Below are 14874 nucleotides of genomic sequence, written 5' to 3' on the forward strand. Positions count from 1 at the left end.
AGTGCGCTCCCTCGCCCCGCTTGCGGCGAGAGGCGAAGAAACGCAAGCATGTGCATCTTCAATCGACGTCATTCAGCGTCGCGAACAGGGTCTGGCGCGAGGCCACCGCGGTGATCGCGCCGATCAGGACGGCCTGCACCGCGAGCACGACGTAGCCCGAGGGCCGCAGCGAGAAGGTGCCGAGCAGCGCCGCGAACTGGTCACCCACCGGGGTGCCGGAAAACCAGCCCGCGATCGACTCGGAGAAGCCGAACAGCAGCATTGCGACGCCGCCGCCGATGACGCCGCCTTCGAGGCCGAGCCTGAGGAAATGCCGCAGGAAGTGATTGGCAATGTAGCGGTCGCCGGCGCCGACGAAATGCAGGACTTCGACGATCGGTCGGTTCGCCGCCATCGCGCCGCGGGTCGCGAACGAGACCGAGATGATGGTCGCGACGATGACGAGCGCGAGGATGCCGATGCCGGCGAGCACGGTGGCATTGGTCATTGAGCGCATCCGTTCGATCCAGGCGCGGTGATCGTCGACACTGGCGCTTGGCGCCACCTGGGTCACACGGGCGCGCAGGGCACCGAGATCGAGCGCCGTGCCGGGCTGCACGCGCGCGATGATCATGCGCGGCACCGGCAAATCATCCATCGAGAGCCCGGTGCCGAGCCAGGGTTCGAGCAGCTTGCCGCTCTCCTCCTTGGTGAACGGCTTGACCTCGACGATGCCGGCCTGCGCGCGCACTGCCTCGGTGACCGCCGCAGTGTCGCGCTCGAGATCGCGCCCGGATTGCGGACGGACCTGGATGGTGATTTCGCTTGCGACGTCCGACTGCCATTCCGCGGCCGAGGCGCTGACCAGCAGCACCGCGCCCGTCGTCATCGAGGCGAGAAAGGTCATGATGGCGACGACCGCGACCAGCGCGCGGCCGTGGATAGAGGCGCGCGGCACGATCGGCGACATATTACGCGCCCGCGCGGGGAGCTGCGGACGCTCCTGTCCGAGGTCGACCAACACGCCGCGCTCGTCGCTCCTACTCATAGACGTGCAACCGTCCCTGGTGCAGCACGAAGCGGCGCGCTTCGTATTGGTCCATCAGCGCGATGTCGTGGGTCGCGATGATCACGGCCGTGCCTGATTTGTTGAGCTCGATGAACAGCCGCAGCAATCGTCGCCCGAGCGTGGGATCGACACTGCCGGTCGGCTCGTCCGCGAGCAGCAGTTGCGGCCGCGAGATCACGGCGCGCGCGATCGCCGCGCGCTGTTTCTCGCCGCCCGACAGGATCGGCGGCAGCGCGTCCATGCGCTCGCCGAGGCCGACCCAGCGCAGGAGATCGATGACCTCCTTGCGATAGCTCGATTCGCTGCGGCCCATGACGCGGAACGGCAGCGCCACATTCTCGTAGGTCGTCATGTGGTCGAGCAGGCGGAAATCCTGAAGCACGATGCCGATGCGCTTGCGCAAGTCCGCAATCTCGTCCTTGCCGAGTTGCGAGATATCGTGGCCGAACAGATTGACGAGGCCCCGCGTCGGCCGGTGCGACAGAAACAGCAGGCGCAGCAACGACGTCTTGCCGGCGCCCGACGGGCCGGTGAGGAACTGGAAGGAATGCGCAGGGATCTGGAAATTGAGGTCGCGCAGGATCTCCGGCCCCAGGCCATAACGCAATCCGACATTTTCGAACCGAACCAAGCTCAGCTCCGTTCGAGAGGGGACGATGGCCGGGCCGCGACGCACCGCCACAGATGTTCCACGAGTTTTGCGACCGTTATGGTTTCCGGTTCGTTAACGGTCGCTCTGTAGCATCCTGACCGCCCGGTTCCGCGCGACCGGGTCATCGTCGAGGCCCTCCATGCATATCGTCTGCCCCCATTGTACGACATCCTACGCCATCAAGCTTGCGAGCCTTGGGGCCAACGGACGGACGGTCCGCTGCTCCCGCTGCAAGGAAACCTGGATGGCGCATCCGGAGGATGCCATCGAGGAGGCGGCCGTGCCGGCCATGGCCGTGGCCAGCCAGGCTGACGACCAGTCCGACCTCGCCGAGCAGTGGAACTCCTACGCCAAGGACGACGGAGCCGACGAGACCCCGGTGGTCGAAAGCCCTTCGATCGCCAGCGACTGGCCGACCGAGGACACTGCAGAGACGGAGGACGAGTGGTCCGCGGCAGCCAGGGTCGCCGAGGACGAGGCCGTCGGCGCGCAGCACCAGTCCTGGTTCAGCAGCCTGTTCAGCCGCCGCGGGGCAAAGGTTAGCCGCCCAGCCCCCGTCGTGGCGCGACGAAAATCCTATTTCGGCCTCCCGACCGCCTGCGCCGCCATGGGCGCGCTGGTGCTGGCGCTGGTGATCTGGCGCGGCGACATGGTCCGGCTGCTGCCGCAGACCGCGGCGTTCTACAAGATGGTCGGGTTAGAGGTGAATCTGCGCGGGCTCGCCTTCAAGGACGTCAAGCTCTCCAGCGAGACCGTGGACGGCAAACAGGTGCTGGTGATCGAGGGCGTGATTGTCGGCCAGGGCAAGAAGCCGCTCGATATTCCGCGCTTGCGCTTTGCAGTGCGCGACGCGCAAGGCGCGGAGATCTACGCTTGGAATTCAGTGCTGGAGCAGACCGTGCTGCAACCCGGCGAGCGCGCCTTCTTCAGGTCGCGCCTGGCCTCGCCGCCGCCGGAAGGCCGCAATATCGATGTTCGCTTCTTCACCCGGCGCGACATTGCCGGCGGCAGCGTGTAATCAAGGCGCCGTCGAGTGCCGCACAGGAGGTTGGTCCCGAGGTTGGTGTCATGCCGAAAGTGTTGATTGCCGATGACGAGGATTCGATGCGCCAGCTGGTGGCGCGCGCCATCGCCATGGACGGCCACGAGATCGTCACCGCGCAAGACGGTGCCGAGGCGCTGGAGATCCTGATCCGCGAAGACGGCGCGTTCGACCTGCTGCTCACCGACATCCAGATGCCGGTGATGGACGGCATCGCGCTCGCGCTTTCCGCCGCCCGCGACTTTCCCGAGCTGACCATTTTGCTGATGACCGGCTTCGCCGACCAGCGCGAGCGCGCCTCGAACCTCAACGCGCTGGTGCATGACGTCGTGACCAAGCCGTTCTCGGTCGCGGACATCCGCACGGCGGTGGCGGACGCGCTTGCGGCGAAGAAGGGATAGCCCGAGACACTTTCGGTGTCGTCCCGGCGAAGGCCGGGACCCATACCGCGTGATCTATCTGTAGGGCTCGATAGCAATACCGGACAACGAGTCTTCGCCAAACATCTCCCTGGGTATGGGTCCCGGCCTTCGCCGGGACGACATCGGGGGGAGACAGCCCGCCCCTCTAAAAATCCTTCAGCAGCCGCTCGATATAATCGAGCTCGATCTGCGGGCGCGAGGGGTCGCCGAGGCGGCGGCGGAGTTCTTCGAGGATGCGGCGGACGCGCTGGACGTCGATCTCGCCGGGAATCTTGACCGTGTAATCGTCGCCGAATTCGCGACCGTGCAGCGGCCGGCCGAGCGGGTCGGTCTGGTTGCCGCCGCTCTGCTGACGGCCGGCGCGATTGCCGGGACCGTCGCCCTGGCCGTCGCCATCGCCCTGCTGCATTGCTTCGGCCATCTTCTGCGCACCCTTGCGCATCGCATCCAGCGCCTTGCCCTGGGAGTCCACCGCACCATCGGCATTGCCGTCGCCGAGCTTCGAGCCGGCATCGCCCATGGCGTTGTCTGCGGAATCGAGCCCGCCGTCATCATCACCCTGGTCGGCGTCCTGATCGCCATCCTGGCCGGGCTGGCCCTGGTCACCCTGCTGGCCCTTCTGCCCCTGTTGGCCTTTCTGCCCCTTCTGCGCGAGGCCGCGCTTGGCCATTTCGTCCTGGAGCTTCTTCAAGCGGTCGCGCAGCGACTGCTGGTCCTGCTGGAGGTCGGACATCGACTGGTCGCCCGGCTGCTGCTTGCCGCGCATGCGGTCACGCCGGGAGTCCTGGCCCTGCTTGTAGGTCTTGTCGCGCAATTGCTGCTGCTTGCGGATCATGTCGCCGAGCTCGTTCAGCGCCTGCTCCATGTCGCTCTCGCCGGACTGTCCCGGCTGCGCCATCTGAAGGCCCTCCAGCATCTGCTGGAGCTGGTCGAGCAACTGCTTGGCGGCGTCCTTGTCGCCCGAGCGCGACAGGCGCTCCATGCGGTCGATCATGTTCTGGAGGTCCTGTTGGCGCAGGATCTTGGTGTTGGGATCAAGCGGACGCGCGAGCTGCTGGGCGTCCTTGTTGTTGCGAAACTGCTCGGCGAGCTGGCGCATGAAATTGTCCAGCGCGGCCCGCAGGTCCTGCGTCAGCTTCTTGATTTCCTCGTCGCTGGCGCCACGCTCGAGCGCCTGCTTCAGCGCGTCCTGCGCCGCGCGCAGCGCCTTCTCGACGTCGGAGATGTTGCCATCCTCGATCGTCACCGCGAGCGCCCACAGGCTGGCCACGACCTCGCGCAGTGAATCATCGGTGCGTGCCGCCTCGAGCTGGCGCGCGACGTTGTAGAGGCCGAGATACTGCCCGGTTTCCTGCGTGAACAGTTCCGGCGCGATCATCAACGCGTCGAGCGCGGTGTAGACGTCGGAATTCTTGTTGGCGTCGAGCGCGAGGATGCGGCGCTGCTCGATCAGCGCGCGCGCGAGCGGCTTGGTGAAGAGCCGCTCGGGCAGGCGCATGTTGAACGGTTCGCTCTTCGCCTCGTTGCCGGCCTCGTCCTTGGCCGTGAGCGTGAGCGTGACATCGGCGCCGGCATAGGGATCCTCGCTGAGATCCTTCACGGTCTGGCCAACGCCGTTACGGGTGCGGGCGTTCGGCAGCACCAGCGGGAATTGCGGCGGCTGGAACAGTGGCCTCGCCGCGGTCTTGCTATCGGGCTTGCTATCGATCTTGCCGTTGCCGGCATCGGCGGAACGGGGGGCAATCTGCGCCTCGGCGCCGGTGACGCCGTAATCGTCCTCGATCTTGTAGACGAGCTGGAGTGCGCCGCGCGCCTGGCGCTCGGGATCCTTGGCGAGCGCAATCGTCGGCGGGTGGTCCGGCGTCGCCGCGAAGGCCCATTGCGGTTGGCCCGAGGGCGCGCGGACATGCGCAGTGCCGTCGCCGGTGATGGTGAAATGCTTCTCGTTGGTGCCCTTGGGCGTGGCTTCAGCGGGCGCGACTTCTTTGAGGCCGCCGGAGACGACGACATCCAGGTTGCCGCCGGAGGAGCGCACGATCAGGGTCGAACCGGAGGGAACGGCGAGCGGGCCGCTGGCAGGAAGTGCCGCAGCCTCCTTGTTCGCGGCCGACAGGATCACCGGCGGCCTTCCCGTGTAGAGCGGTGGCGCAATCCAGGCGTCGACGCGGATATTGGTCGGCGCCAGCACGCCATTCCAGTCGAAGGCAGCACCCAGCCGAAACGCGCGCTCGTCGCCGGCGGCAAAGAAGGTCGCGACCAGCATCACCATGACCAGCGCGCGCAGCGCCCAGGGATCGTGGATGGCGAGGCGTGGGTGCGGCAAACCGGCGCGGATCCGCTTGAGCGAAGCCAGGGTACGCTCGCGCTGCGCCTGCCACAGCGCCTGCGCAACGGGGTCTTGCGAGGTCAGCGTGTCCGTGAGCGTCGTGGCAGGGCGGTGCCGGATACCCGAACCGCGGTCGAGCCGGGCAAGCCCCTCCTCCCGGCTCGGCCAGCGAAACCGAATCAATGGGAACAGGGCGCCAGCCGCAAGCCCGGCGAAAATGACGAGGCCGATGGCGCGGGCAACAAAGGGCAGCGCCAGCCAGAGGCCGGCCCAGGACACCACCAGAAAAAGGCCGATAACGGTCAGAATGCGCGCCAGACTGGGCCAGGCACGCTCCCACGCGATGGCATAGGTGGACCGCGCGAGGGCCTGCGCCAGCTTCAACCGCGATAGAGTCTCGCCATCACGGATCGGGTCTGACGGGTCGGGGGTGACGCCGTTCAATCAACTCTCCAAGTTACCCGAAGTTACCCGGCAGAGTGGAGCGTATCACAACGGCAGCACTGAGGCATCCGTTCCTGTACGGGAGACACCCCTTTTCCCGCATAACACGAGGACGTGACTGGCCCCGCACAACCCCGTAGTTTCCGCGGCGCCATCCCAAGGGGAATGCAAGGAAAACAGAGGAACGCCATGGACAAGAAGATGCACGACAAAGGCCTGGAAGTCCGCAAAGCGGTACTGGGCGAAGCCTATGTCAACAACGCACTGAAGAACGTCGACGATTTCAACCGTCCGTTCCAGGAGATGCTCAACGAATATTGCTGGGGCACGGTGTGGGGCCGCGAGGAGCTGCCGCGCAAGACCCGCAGCATGCTCAACATCGCGATGATCGCGATCCTCAACCGCCAGCACGAGTTTCGCGCACACCTGAAAGGCGCGCTCACCAACGGCGTCAGCCGCGACGAGATCCGCGAGATCCTGATGCAGGTCGCGATCTATGGCGGCATGCCGGCCGCGGTCGACAGTTTCCGCATCGCGCGCGAGGTGTTCGCGGAGATCGACGGGAAGGCTTGAAGGGGCGGCAAGCCCTCTCAACGTCGTCCCGGCGAAGGCCGGGACCCATAACCACCGTCGGATGTGATTATGGGGACTCGGAGTTGCCGCCTTCGCACAACGACTCCTCCCTGGGGTGATGGGTCCCGGCCTTCGCCGGGACGACAGCGGAGGATTTGGCGCGCAGCTCGTCCAACAACGAAACGCTAAACAAGGAAACACCATGGACATCGGATTCATCGGCCTCGGAAACATGGGTTTCCCGATGGCGCGGCGCCTGGTCGAGGCCGGCAACAAGCTCGTCGTGTTCGACACCCGCAAGGAGGTCGTCGACAAACTTGTGGCGCGCGGCGCCACGGCTGCGACTTCGCCAAAGGACGTTGCCGATAAGGTCGAGACGGTGATGGCGAGCCTGCCCTCGCTGCAAGCCTCGCTCGAGGTCGCCACCGGCGCGAATGGCGTGATCGAAGGGAGCCGCGCAAAACGCTTCATCGATCTCTCCACTGTCGGCTCGGCGATGGCGACGAAGATTCACGGCCTCCTGGCCAAGCGCAACATCGTGCAGATCGATTGCCCGGTGTCCGGCGGCGTCGGCGGCGCAGAGAAAGGCACGCTGGCGGTGATGGTGTCGGGGCCGAAGGCCGAGTTCGAACTGCTCAAGCCGGCGCTCGACGTAATCGGAAAGGTGTTCTTCATCGCAGAGAAACCGGGTGCGGCGCAGACCATGAAGCTCGCCAACAATTTCCTGTCAGCCACCGCCATGGTGGCGACGTCGGAAGCGGTGGTGATGGGCGTGAAAGCCGGGCTCGATCCCGCCGTGATGATCGACGTCATCAATTCAGGCTCAGGCATGAACACCGCGAGCCGCGACAAGTTTCCGCGCTCGGTGCTGCCTCGCAGCTTCGACTTCGGCTTCGCCACCGGGTTGATGGTGAAGGACGTGCGACTGGCGCTGGAGGAGATGAAGCAGCTCGGCCTGTCGATGGAGGTCGCGGATGCGGTCGGGCGGCTGTGGGAGACCGTGATCAGCGCGGAAGGCGCCGAGTCCGACTTCACCGCGGCGATCAAGCCGATCGAGAAGAAGGCCGGCGTCGTGGTCGGCGGGAAGAGATAGCGCCAGTCTCGTCGCCCTCGCAACCAAGGCGCGAGCCGGCCTGCCAGTTCGCGATGCGCTGAATCATCCTTGAGTTGTAGTCTTTGTGAGTTATCCTGTCCTCCCTACACGACGACTGCAAAAAAATCAGGGAGGACGGAATGAAACGTCATCGACACTTACTTGTCGGTGCGACCACGGCCCTGTTTGCCTGTGTCGCACTCGGTGCTTCGCCCGCAATGGCGACGCCGTGCACCAATCTTCGATCCTTGCAACTGCAACACACGGTGATCAATTCGGCGGACGACAACACGACCGGCACCTTCGTCCCGCCTGGTTCGAGCCCGATCACTGGTCTTCCCGCTTTCTGCCGCGTCACCGCAACGCTAATTCCCAGCTCTGACTCCAGCATCAAGATCGAGGTCTGGCTGCCCGAGAGCACGTGGAACGGCAGGTTTCTCGGCACCGGCGGCGGCGGCTTTCAGGGCACCATCACCTACACTGAGCTCGCCATCGGCATTCAGGCCGGCTTTGCCGCGACCAACAGCGATCTCGGCACGGGGTCATCGGGTTGCAATCCGCTGTTCTGCGGCTCGGCCGGCAACATGGGCAATCCGCTCGCCATCGACTTCGGCGACCCGACGGCGCCATCGACGGGCCTGTTCGGGCATCCCGAGCGGATCAAGGATTTCGGCTACCGGGCGATCCATTTGATGACCGAGCACGGCAAGGAGATCGCCAACGCGTTTTACGGCCAGCGATCGCAGCGGGCCTATTTCGCCGGCTGCTCCACCGGCGGCCAGAACGCTTTGATGGAGGCGCAGCGCTTCCCCAACGATTATGACGGCATCCTTGCCGGCGCTGCCGCATTCAACCGCACCCATCTGCACATGGCGGGGCTCTATAGCTGGCAGAACACGCATGCGAGTCCCGGCCGGCTCATCCAGGCCGGCCAAATGACGCTGATCAACCAGGCCGTGCTCAAGCAATGCGTCGGCCAGGACGGCGGCGCCAGCACGGATCAGTTCCTGACCGATCCGCGCGATTGTCGTTTCGATCCGAAGGTCCTGCTCTGCAAAGGTGGCAGTGCGCCGCCGGCCTGCCTGACCTCCGATCAGGTCACGACCATGCAGCGCTATTACGGCGGCACGATCGACCCGGTGAACGGACAGCTCATCAATCCGGGCTCCGAGCGCGGCAACGAGACCGACGACATCCTCGCCCTCGGTCTTGCCCTCCAGGAGCAATTTCCGGAACCGGCGTTCGACGGCCTGTTCTACTGGGTGTTCGGCCCGAGCTTCGGCTACCCCTCGAGCCCGGTCAATTTTGCCAATTTTGATTTCCACCGCGACGTCGACAAGGTGGATGATCAGCTTGCGGCGGTGCTCAATGCGACCAGCACCGATCTCGGCGAGTTCAGGGGGCATGGCGGCAAGCTGCTGATGTATCACGGCTGGGCCGACCCGCTGATCCCGTCACAAAGCAGTATCAACTATTTCCTGGCCTTGGTGGGGAATGAGGGCCGGGGGGCCCAACCGGTTGCCTTCTTCGATCACGACAACGGACCTGGCAATCCGGCGCTGCGACGAACCCAGAGCTACGCGCGTCTGTTCATGGTGCCGGGGCTGTACCACTGCTCCGGCGGGCCCGGCCCCAACACCTTCGATGCGCTCACACCGCTCGTCAAATGGGTCGAGGCTGGCGTTGCGCCGGACACGATCCTCGCCACCAAGTTCGTGGCCGATACGCCGCCTGCGGTTCAGATGACCCGGCCGCTCTGCGTCTTCCCCAAAGTCGCGAAGTACAACGGCAGCGGCGACACCAACAACGCGGCGAACTTCACCTGCGTCACCGATGAGAACGATTTCAACCAGAAGCCGGCGCCCAAATACGGGCCGTGACGAACGCGCGGCGCCGGCGAGCATTGGCTCGCCGGCGTCCTGCTCATAGCCACGGCGCCGGCGTGTCCATCGCGATCAGCTGCTCGACCTCGATGCGCGGACGTACCACCGCGTATTGATCGCCCTTCACCAGCACCTCCGGCACCAGCGCCCGCGTGTTGTAGGTGCCGGCCTGCACCGCGCCATAGGCGCCGGCGGTCATGATGGCGATGAGATCGCCCGGCTTCGGGGTCGGCAGCGTGCGATCCAATGCGAGATAGTCGCCGGTCTCGCAGACGGGGCCGACGACGTCGGCCATGATGGTCGCTGCGTCTTTGGCCGGCTGCGCCACCGGCAGGATGTCGTGATGGGCCTCGTACAGCGTCGGGCGAATGAGGTCGTTCATGGCGGCGTCGATGATCACAAAATTCTTGCCGTCGCCGTGTTTCACATAGATCACCTTGGCGACCAGGATCCCGGCATTGCCGACGATCATGCGGCCCGGCTCGAACATCAGCGTGCAGCCGAGATTATGGCTGACGCGCTTGACCATGGCGGCATAGGCGTCCGGCGCCGGTGGTGCCTCGCGGTCCATGTAGTAGGGAATGCCGAGGCCGCCGCCGAAATCCACGTGGCTGATGTTGTGGCCGTCGGCGCGCAGCGTCTGCACGAATTCGGAGAGGATGCGGAACGCCGTCTCCATCTTCGAGAGATCAGTGATCTGGCTGCCGATATGCACGTCGGTGCCGGTCACTTCGATTCCCGGCAACTTCGCGGCACGCGCGTAGACCTCGCGGGCGTGGACGATCGGAATGCCGAACTTGTTCTCGGACTTGCCGGTGGAGATCTTTGCATGCGTACCGGCATCCACGTCCGGATTGACGCGGATGGAGATGCGCGCGGTCTTGCCCATTTCGGTCGCGAGCCGCGACAGCAATTCGAGCTCGGGCTCGGATTCGACGTTGAGACAGAAGATGTCGGCGGCGAGCGCAGCGCGCAGCTCGGTCTCGGTCTTGCCGACGCCGGAGAACAGGATCTTGCTTGCGGGAATGCCGGCGGCCAGCGCACGCTTCAACTCGCCGCCGGAGACGACGTCGGCGCCCGCACCAAGCTTGGCCAGCGTGCGCAGCACCGACTGGTTGGAGTTCGCCTTCATGGCGTAGCAGACCAGCACCTTCTCGCCGGCGAAGGCATCGGCGAAGACGCGGTAGTGCCGCTCCAGCGTCGCGGTCGAATAGCAATAGAACGGCGTGCCGACGGTTGCGGCCAGCTCGGACAGATTCACCGCCTCGGCGTGCAGCACGCCGTTGCGGTAGTCGAAATGGTTCATGGCGTTTGGCTCAGTTACCCCAGCCTATTTGCTGGGTCTTTCGTCCAGAAGCGGGTCGAGGATAAACGGTTTCTTCCGGCCCTTGGTCGCCGCTGGAGCTGCGTCCGCGCCATAGGTCGGATTGAACACGCTCGGCGTCTTCTGGGCTTCGGTCTCGGTGTCGGTCGGCGCGGCGATGTTGGCCGTGGATGCGTTGGAGGCGGTCGGCGGCAGATCGAGCGGACCCTTGCGGCCGCAGCCGGCGAGCGCAAGCGCGCTCAGGCTCAAGACAATGATGGCCCACCCCGATCCGGCCGGGCGAAACTTTGACGTCACGACGAAATCCCCACTACGCGGGCCGCACCATACAGAGATTGGCACGCTCTGGCGAGAGCCGGATGACCATGAAACATAAGCGAAATTTTGCCTTCAGCCCAACTTTCGCTCTTTTTCCAGCCGCTTCGCCCAAGCCTTGGCCTGCGACGCCACGTTCTTCGGCGCGGTACCACCGAAGCTGGTGCGGCTCTTCACCGACGATTCGACCGAGAGTACGCCGAGCACGTCCTTGGTGATTTTGGGCTCGATCGCCTGCATCTCTTTGAGCGGCAGCTCGTGCAGCGCCACACCGCCCTCGGCGGCCTTGGCGACGATGCGGCCGGTGACGTGATGGGCGTCGCGGAACGGCATCTTCAGCGTCCGTACCAGCCAGTCGGCGAGGTCGGTTGCAGTGGCATAGCCCTCGCCTGCGGCGGCCTTCATCTTGGCCTCGTCGGGCACGAGGTCGCGGACCATGCCGGTCATGGCGCGGATCGCCAGCGACAGCGCGGCAAAGCCCTCCATCGCGCCCTGCTTGTCCTCCTGCATGTCCTTTTGATAGGCGAGCGGCAGGCCTTTCATCACGATCAGGAGACCATTGAGCGCGCCGATGACACGGCCGGTCTTGGCGCGCACGAGCTCGGCGGCATCGGGATTGCGCTTCTGCGGCATGATCGAGGATCCCGTGGTGAACTTGTCGCTGAGCCGGATCATGCCGACCAGCGGCGACGTCCAGATCACGATCTCCTCGGCAAAGCGCGACATGTGCACGGCGCAGATCGAGGCCGCCGACAGCGTCTCCAGCACGAAATCGCGGTCGGAGACGGCGTCGAGCGAGTTCGCCATCGGGCGATCGAAGCCGAGCGCCTTGGCGGTGGCGTGGCGATCGATCGGGAACGAAGTGCCGGCGAGCGCGGCGGCACCGAGCGGCGATTCGTTGAGCCGCTTGCGGGCGTCCTGGAAACGGCCGCGGTCGCGCCCGGCCATCTCGACATAGGCGAGCAGATGGTGGCCGAAGGTCACGGGCTGCGCGGTCTGCAGATGCGTGAAGCCGGGCATCACGGTCGCGGCATGTTCGAGAGCGCGATTGACCAGCGATGCCTGGAACGCGGCAAGCGCGGCGTCGGTCTCATCGAGAACATCGCGGACATAGAGACGGAAATCGGTCGCGACCTGGTCGTTGCGCGAGCGCGCGGTGTGCAGGCGGCCGGCGGCTGGGCCGATCAGCTCCGACAGACGGCTCTCGACATTCATATGGATATCTTCGAGCGCGCGCTTGAACGTGAAGTCGCCCGTGCCGATCTCTGACAAAATCGTGTCTAGACCCTTGCCGATATTTTTCGCATCAGAGGCCGTGATGATGCCTTGCTTGGCAAGCATCGCGGCGTGGGCCTTGGACGCGGCAATGTCCTGGGCAAAGAGGTGACGATCGACGTCGATGGAGACATTGATCTCTTCCATGATCTCATCGGGACGTTCCGAGAACCGGCCGCCCCACATCTTGTTGCTCATGATCCCCTGCTCACGCCTTGCTTCTTTGCCGCACGTTTGCTGGCTGGCGCCAGCCGTATTAAGAGGCCCCTGATAGCCATATCTGCGACCGGATGACAAACGATATGCTCGACAAGAAGCCCTCCGCCACGCACCGGATCCCGATCGTCATCGCCACCGTGGCGATCGGAGGACTGGCCGGCTTCGCCGCGCTGTACGGGCTGGGCCTGAGCCGGACCCCCGCCGGCGATCCGGCCTGCCGGGCTGCGGTAGCCACGGCCCAAAAGATCGCTCCGCTCGCCCATGGCGAGGTGGCGGCGCTGACCATGGCAAGCACGCCCCTGAGGCTGCCCGACCTCGCCTTCGAGGATTCCGACGGCAAGCCGAAGAAACTGTCCGACTTCCGCGGCAAGACCCTGCTGGTGAACCTCTGGGCCACCTGGTGCGTCCCCTGTCGCAAGGAAATGCCGGCACTGGACCAGCTCCAGGCCAAGCTTTCCGGCCCGAGTTTCGAGGTGGTGGCGATCAATATCGACACCCGCGACCCCGAAAAGCCCAAGAATTTCCTGAAGGACGCCAATTTGACCCGGCTCGGCTATTTCACCGACCAAAAAGCGAAGGTTTTCCAGGATCTTAAGTCGATAGGCCGGGCTTTGGGCATGCCGACCTCGGTGCTGGTCGACCCGCAGGGCTGCGAGATCGCGACGATCGCGGGGCCGGCGGAATGGGCGAGCGACGACGCGCTCAAGCTGATCCGGGCCGCGCTGGGGCCGGCCGCTGCATCGCTTTAAGCCGAAATATTGAGATTGCCGCCGACGCCCTGGCCGACATTCGCGAGCGAGGGCTGACCGGCACCGAGCAGCGTCAGGACAGCGGATTTCTCCGCATCCGCGTTCTGCTTGATCAGCGTCGCCGAAATGTTCGACTGCAGCGCGCCTTGCTGAGAGGCCAGCATGGTGCTGATCATCGCCATCGTGTCCATTACGCAAACCCTCGTACCGGCGAGAGCCTAGGCGGAGTGGGTTAACGCGACATGAATTGTCACGAAGCGGTCGTCCGACCGTAGGGGTCCCATACATCCGGATTGGTATCAGGTAAGCGCCGCAACCTCCGAGGGCCGCCGCCTTGCAGCTCGCCCTGCGGGAAGGTCACGTCCCAAAGCGTCCCGTTCGCGTCCTGGTACAGCACAGCCCAATTGCTGGTCTTGACCGGAACGAGCCTGCTCAACATCTCGTCGAAGTTGGGGTGCCCCTCGTCAATGACAATTGGGCCCTTTGGGGACACCAGACTAGCGCGTCGGAACCGGCTTGGCGCCGCGGTAGTCGTAGAAGCCGCGCTGGGTCTTGCGGCCGAGCCAGCCGGCCTCGACATATTTCACCAGCAGCGGGCACGGTCGGTATTTGGAATCGGCCAACCCTTCGTGCAGCACCTGCATGATCGACAGGCAGGTATCGAGCCCGATGAAATCGGCAAGCTCCAGCGGGCCCATCGGATGGTGCGCGCCGAGCTTCATCGCAGCGTCGATCGCCTCGACGTTGCCGACGCCTTCGTACAGCGTGTAGATCGCCTCGTTGATCATCGGCAGCAGGATGCGATTGACGATGAAGGCCGGGAAATCCTCGGAGACCGCGACCTGCTTGCCGAGCTTGGCGACGAATTCCTTGGATGCCTCGAAGGTCGAATCGTCCGTGGCGATGCCGCGGATCAGTTCGACCAATTCCATCAGCGGCACCGGATTCATGAAGTGAATGCCGATGAAGCGCTCGGGCCGGTCGGTGGCGGCCGCAAGCCGGGTGATCGAGATCGAGGAGGTATCGGAGGCGACGATCGCTTCCGGCTTCAACACCGCGCAGAGCTCGTGAAAGATCTTGCGCTTGACCTCTTCCTTCTCGACCGCGGTCTCGATCACGAGATCGCAGTCGGCGAGGCCGTCCAGCTGTTCGGCGAGCGTGATGCGCCCGATCGCCTTGGCCTTTTCTTCCTCGCTGACGGCCTGCTTGGAGACCTGTCGCGCCAGATTGCCGTTGATGGTGGCCATCCCTGACTTGAGGCGGTCGGCCGAGACATCGTTGAGCACCACGTCGAAGCCGGCCAAGGCCGCGACATGCGCGATGCCATTGCCCATCTGCCCCGCGCCGATCACGCCGACCTTCTTGATCACTGCCGCCATAATATCATCCACCGGAACGGCGCGCATGTCGCGCCAGCCTCATTCCCCGAGCCGGGAGATCCGATTTAATCAGAACCTTGGCTCGAAACCTAGATTGGATCGCTCCCCCGGCGTGCCCCGCGCCAAAGAA

At 64.9% G+C, this 14874-nt stretch carries 15 protein-coding genes; 6 read left to right on the forward strand and 9 right to left on the reverse strand.

Annotated elements, in window-relative coordinates:
* Window positions 1-58: 58 nt before the first annotated feature.
* Window positions 59-1027, reverse strand: a complete 969-nt coding sequence (locus JJE66_RS06405; RefSeq protein WP_200513239.1) for an ABC transporter permease — start codon at window positions 1025-1027, stop codon at window positions 59-61.
* Window positions 1020-1679 carry a cell division ATP-binding protein FtsE gene (ftsE, locus tag JJE66_RS06410; protein WP_200513240.1) on the reverse strand — a complete coding sequence of 220 codons (660 nt, stop codon included), beginning with the start codon at window positions 1677-1679 and terminating at the stop codon, window positions 1020-1022. The genes JJE66_RS06405 and ftsE overlap by 8 nt, the downstream gene beginning before the upstream one ends.
* A gap of 160 nt (window positions 1680-1839) precedes the next feature.
* Here ftsE and JJE66_RS06415 point away from each other — a divergent pair, with 160 nt between their 5' ends.
* Together JJE66_RS06415 and JJE66_RS06420 are read left to right on the forward strand one after the other, a co-directional pair.
* Window positions 1840-2718, forward strand: a complete 879-nt coding sequence (locus tag JJE66_RS06415; RefSeq protein ID WP_200513241.1) for an MJ0042-type zinc finger domain-containing protein — start codon at window positions 1840-1842, stop codon at window positions 2716-2718.
* 50 nt (window positions 2719-2768) lie between these two features.
* The gene (locus tag JJE66_RS06420) at window positions 2769-3143 is read left to right on the forward strand and encodes a response regulator (RefSeq protein ID WP_200513242.1); all 375 of its coding nucleotides are present in this window, start codon (window positions 2769-2771) and stop codon (window positions 3141-3143) included.
* Window positions 3144-3309: 166 nt separating this feature from the next.
* Here the strand turns inward: JJE66_RS06420 and JJE66_RS06425 are convergent, their stop codons facing one another.
* Entirely contained in the window at window positions 3310-5934 is a 2625-nt protein-coding gene (locus JJE66_RS06425; RefSeq protein ID WP_200513243.1) for a TIGR02302 family protein, read from the reverse strand.
* 189 nt (window positions 5935-6123) lie between these two features.
* On the opposite strand from JJE66_RS06425, the gene JJE66_RS06430 reads away from it, so the two are divergent.
* The 3 genes from JJE66_RS06430 to JJE66_RS06440 all read left to right on the forward strand — a co-directional run bounded on the left by JJE66_RS06430 (window position 6124) and on the right by JJE66_RS06440 (window position 9480).
* The gene (locus tag JJE66_RS06430; RefSeq protein WP_014491654.1) at window positions 6124-6507 is read left to right on the forward strand and encodes a carboxymuconolactone decarboxylase family protein; all 384 of its coding nucleotides are present in this window, start codon (window positions 6124-6126) and stop codon (window positions 6505-6507) included.
* A 202-nt stretch (window positions 6508-6709) separates the two neighbouring features.
* Window positions 6710-7600 carry an NAD(P)-dependent oxidoreductase gene (locus tag JJE66_RS06435; RefSeq protein WP_200513244.1) on the forward strand — a complete coding sequence of 297 codons (891 nt, stop codon included), beginning with the start codon at window positions 6710-6712 and terminating at the stop codon, window positions 7598-7600.
* A 140-nt stretch (window positions 7601-7740) separates the two neighbouring features.
* A complete protein-coding gene (locus tag JJE66_RS06440; RefSeq protein ID WP_200513245.1) occupies window positions 7741-9480 on the forward strand; it encodes a tannase/feruloyl esterase family alpha/beta hydrolase in 1740 nt (579 codons plus the stop codon).
* Between the two features lie 43 nt (window positions 9481-9523).
* Here the strand turns inward: JJE66_RS06440 and lysA are convergent, their stop codons facing one another.
* From lysA to argH, 3 genes are all read right to left on the reverse strand, one after another.
* Window positions 9524-10789, reverse strand: coding sequence for a diaminopimelate decarboxylase (gene lysA / locus JJE66_RS06445; RefSeq protein ID WP_200513246.1), 1266 nt, complete (start codon window positions 10787-10789; stop codon window positions 9524-9526).
* 24 nt (window positions 10790-10813) lie between these two features.
* On the reverse strand, window positions 10814-11104 hold the full coding sequence (lptM, locus tag JJE66_RS06450; protein WP_200513247.1) for an LPS translocon maturation chaperone LptM: 291 nt from the start codon (window positions 11102-11104) through the stop codon (window positions 10814-10816).
* Between the two features lie 93 nt (window positions 11105-11197).
* On the reverse strand, window positions 11198-12595 hold the full coding sequence (gene argH / locus JJE66_RS06455; protein WP_200513248.1) for an argininosuccinate lyase: 1398 nt from the start codon (window positions 12593-12595) through the stop codon (window positions 11198-11200).
* Between the two features lie 104 nt (window positions 12596-12699).
* Here argH and tlpA point away from each other — a divergent pair, with 104 nt between their 5' ends.
* Window positions 12700-13365 (forward strand): thiol:disulfide interchange protein TlpA, encoded by a 666-nt coding sequence (gene tlpA / locus JJE66_RS06460; protein WP_200513249.1) that lies wholly within the window; start codon window positions 12700-12702, stop codon window positions 13363-13365.
* Here tlpA and JJE66_RS06465 read toward each other — a convergent pair.
* The 3 genes from JJE66_RS06465 to JJE66_RS06475 are packed head-to-tail and all read right to left on the reverse strand — an operon-like array spanning window position 13362 to window position 14744.
* Window positions 13362-13556, reverse strand: coding sequence for a hypothetical protein (locus JJE66_RS06465; protein WP_200513250.1), 195 nt, complete (start codon window positions 13554-13556; stop codon window positions 13362-13364). The genes tlpA and JJE66_RS06465 overlap by 4 nt on opposite strands.
* Before the next feature lie 59 nt (window positions 13557-13615).
* Complete coding sequence (locus tag JJE66_RS38835) at window positions 13616-13945, reverse strand: Imm27 family immunity protein (protein WP_409362795.1); 330 nt, start codon at window positions 13943-13945, stop codon at window positions 13616-13618.
* Window positions 13863-14744 carry a 3-hydroxybutyryl-CoA dehydrogenase gene (locus JJE66_RS06475; RefSeq protein WP_200513252.1) on the reverse strand — a complete coding sequence of 294 codons (882 nt, stop codon included), beginning with the start codon at window positions 14742-14744 and terminating at the stop codon, window positions 13863-13865. The genes JJE66_RS38835 and JJE66_RS06475 overlap by 83 nt, the downstream gene beginning before the upstream one ends.
* Window positions 14745-14874 lie beyond the last annotated feature (130 nt).

Source organism: Bradyrhizobium diazoefficiens (genome assembly GCF_016612535.1).
In the GTDB taxonomy this organism is placed as follows: Bacteria; Pseudomonadota; Alphaproteobacteria; order Rhizobiales; family Xanthobacteraceae; genus Bradyrhizobium; species Bradyrhizobium diazoefficiens_C.

Bases quoted from the DNA above. Each gene is read 5' to 3' on its own strand.
- JJE66_RS06405 (WP_200513239.1), bottom strand. From the start codon at position 1,027: ATGAGTAGGAGCGACGAGCGCGGCGTGTTGGTCGACCTCGGACAGGAG.
- JJE66_RS06415 (WP_200513241.1), top strand. From the start codon at position 1,840: ATGCATATCGTCTGCCCCCATTGTACGACATCCTACGCCATCAAGCTT.
- JJE66_RS06420 (WP_200513242.1), top strand. From the start codon at position 2,769: ATGCCGAAAGTGTTGATTGCCGATGACGAGGATTCGATGCGCCAGCTG.
- JJE66_RS06430 (WP_014491654.1), top strand. From the start codon at position 6,124: ATGGACAAGAAGATGCACGACAAAGGCCTGGAAGTCCGCAAAGCGGTA.
- JJE66_RS06435 (WP_200513244.1), top strand. From the start codon at position 6,710: ATGGACATCGGATTCATCGGCCTCGGAAACATGGGTTTCCCGATGGCG.
- JJE66_RS06440 (WP_200513245.1), top strand. From the start codon at position 7,741: ATGAAACGTCATCGACACTTACTTGTCGGTGCGACCACGGCCCTGTTT.
- lysA (WP_200513246.1), bottom strand. From the start codon at position 10,789: ATGAACCATTTCGACTACCGCAACGGCGTGCTGCACGCCGAGGCGGTG.
- argH (WP_200513248.1), bottom strand. From the start codon at position 12,595: ATGAGCAACAAGATGTGGGGCGGCCGGTTCTCGGAACGTCCCGATGAG.
- tlpA (WP_200513249.1), top strand. From the start codon at position 12,700: ATGCTCGACAAGAAGCCCTCCGCCACGCACCGGATCCCGATCGTCATC.
- JJE66_RS06465 (WP_200513250.1), bottom strand. From the start codon at position 13,556: ATGGACACGATGGCGATGATCAGCACCATGCTGGCCTCTCAGCAAGGC.
- JJE66_RS38835 (WP_409362795.1), bottom strand. From the start codon at position 13,945: ATGTCGAGGCCGGCTGGCTCGGCCGCAAGACCCAGCGCGGCTTCTACG.
- JJE66_RS06475 (WP_200513252.1), bottom strand. From the start codon at position 14,744: ATGGCGGCAGTGATCAAGAAGGTCGGCGTGATCGGCGCGGGGCAGATG.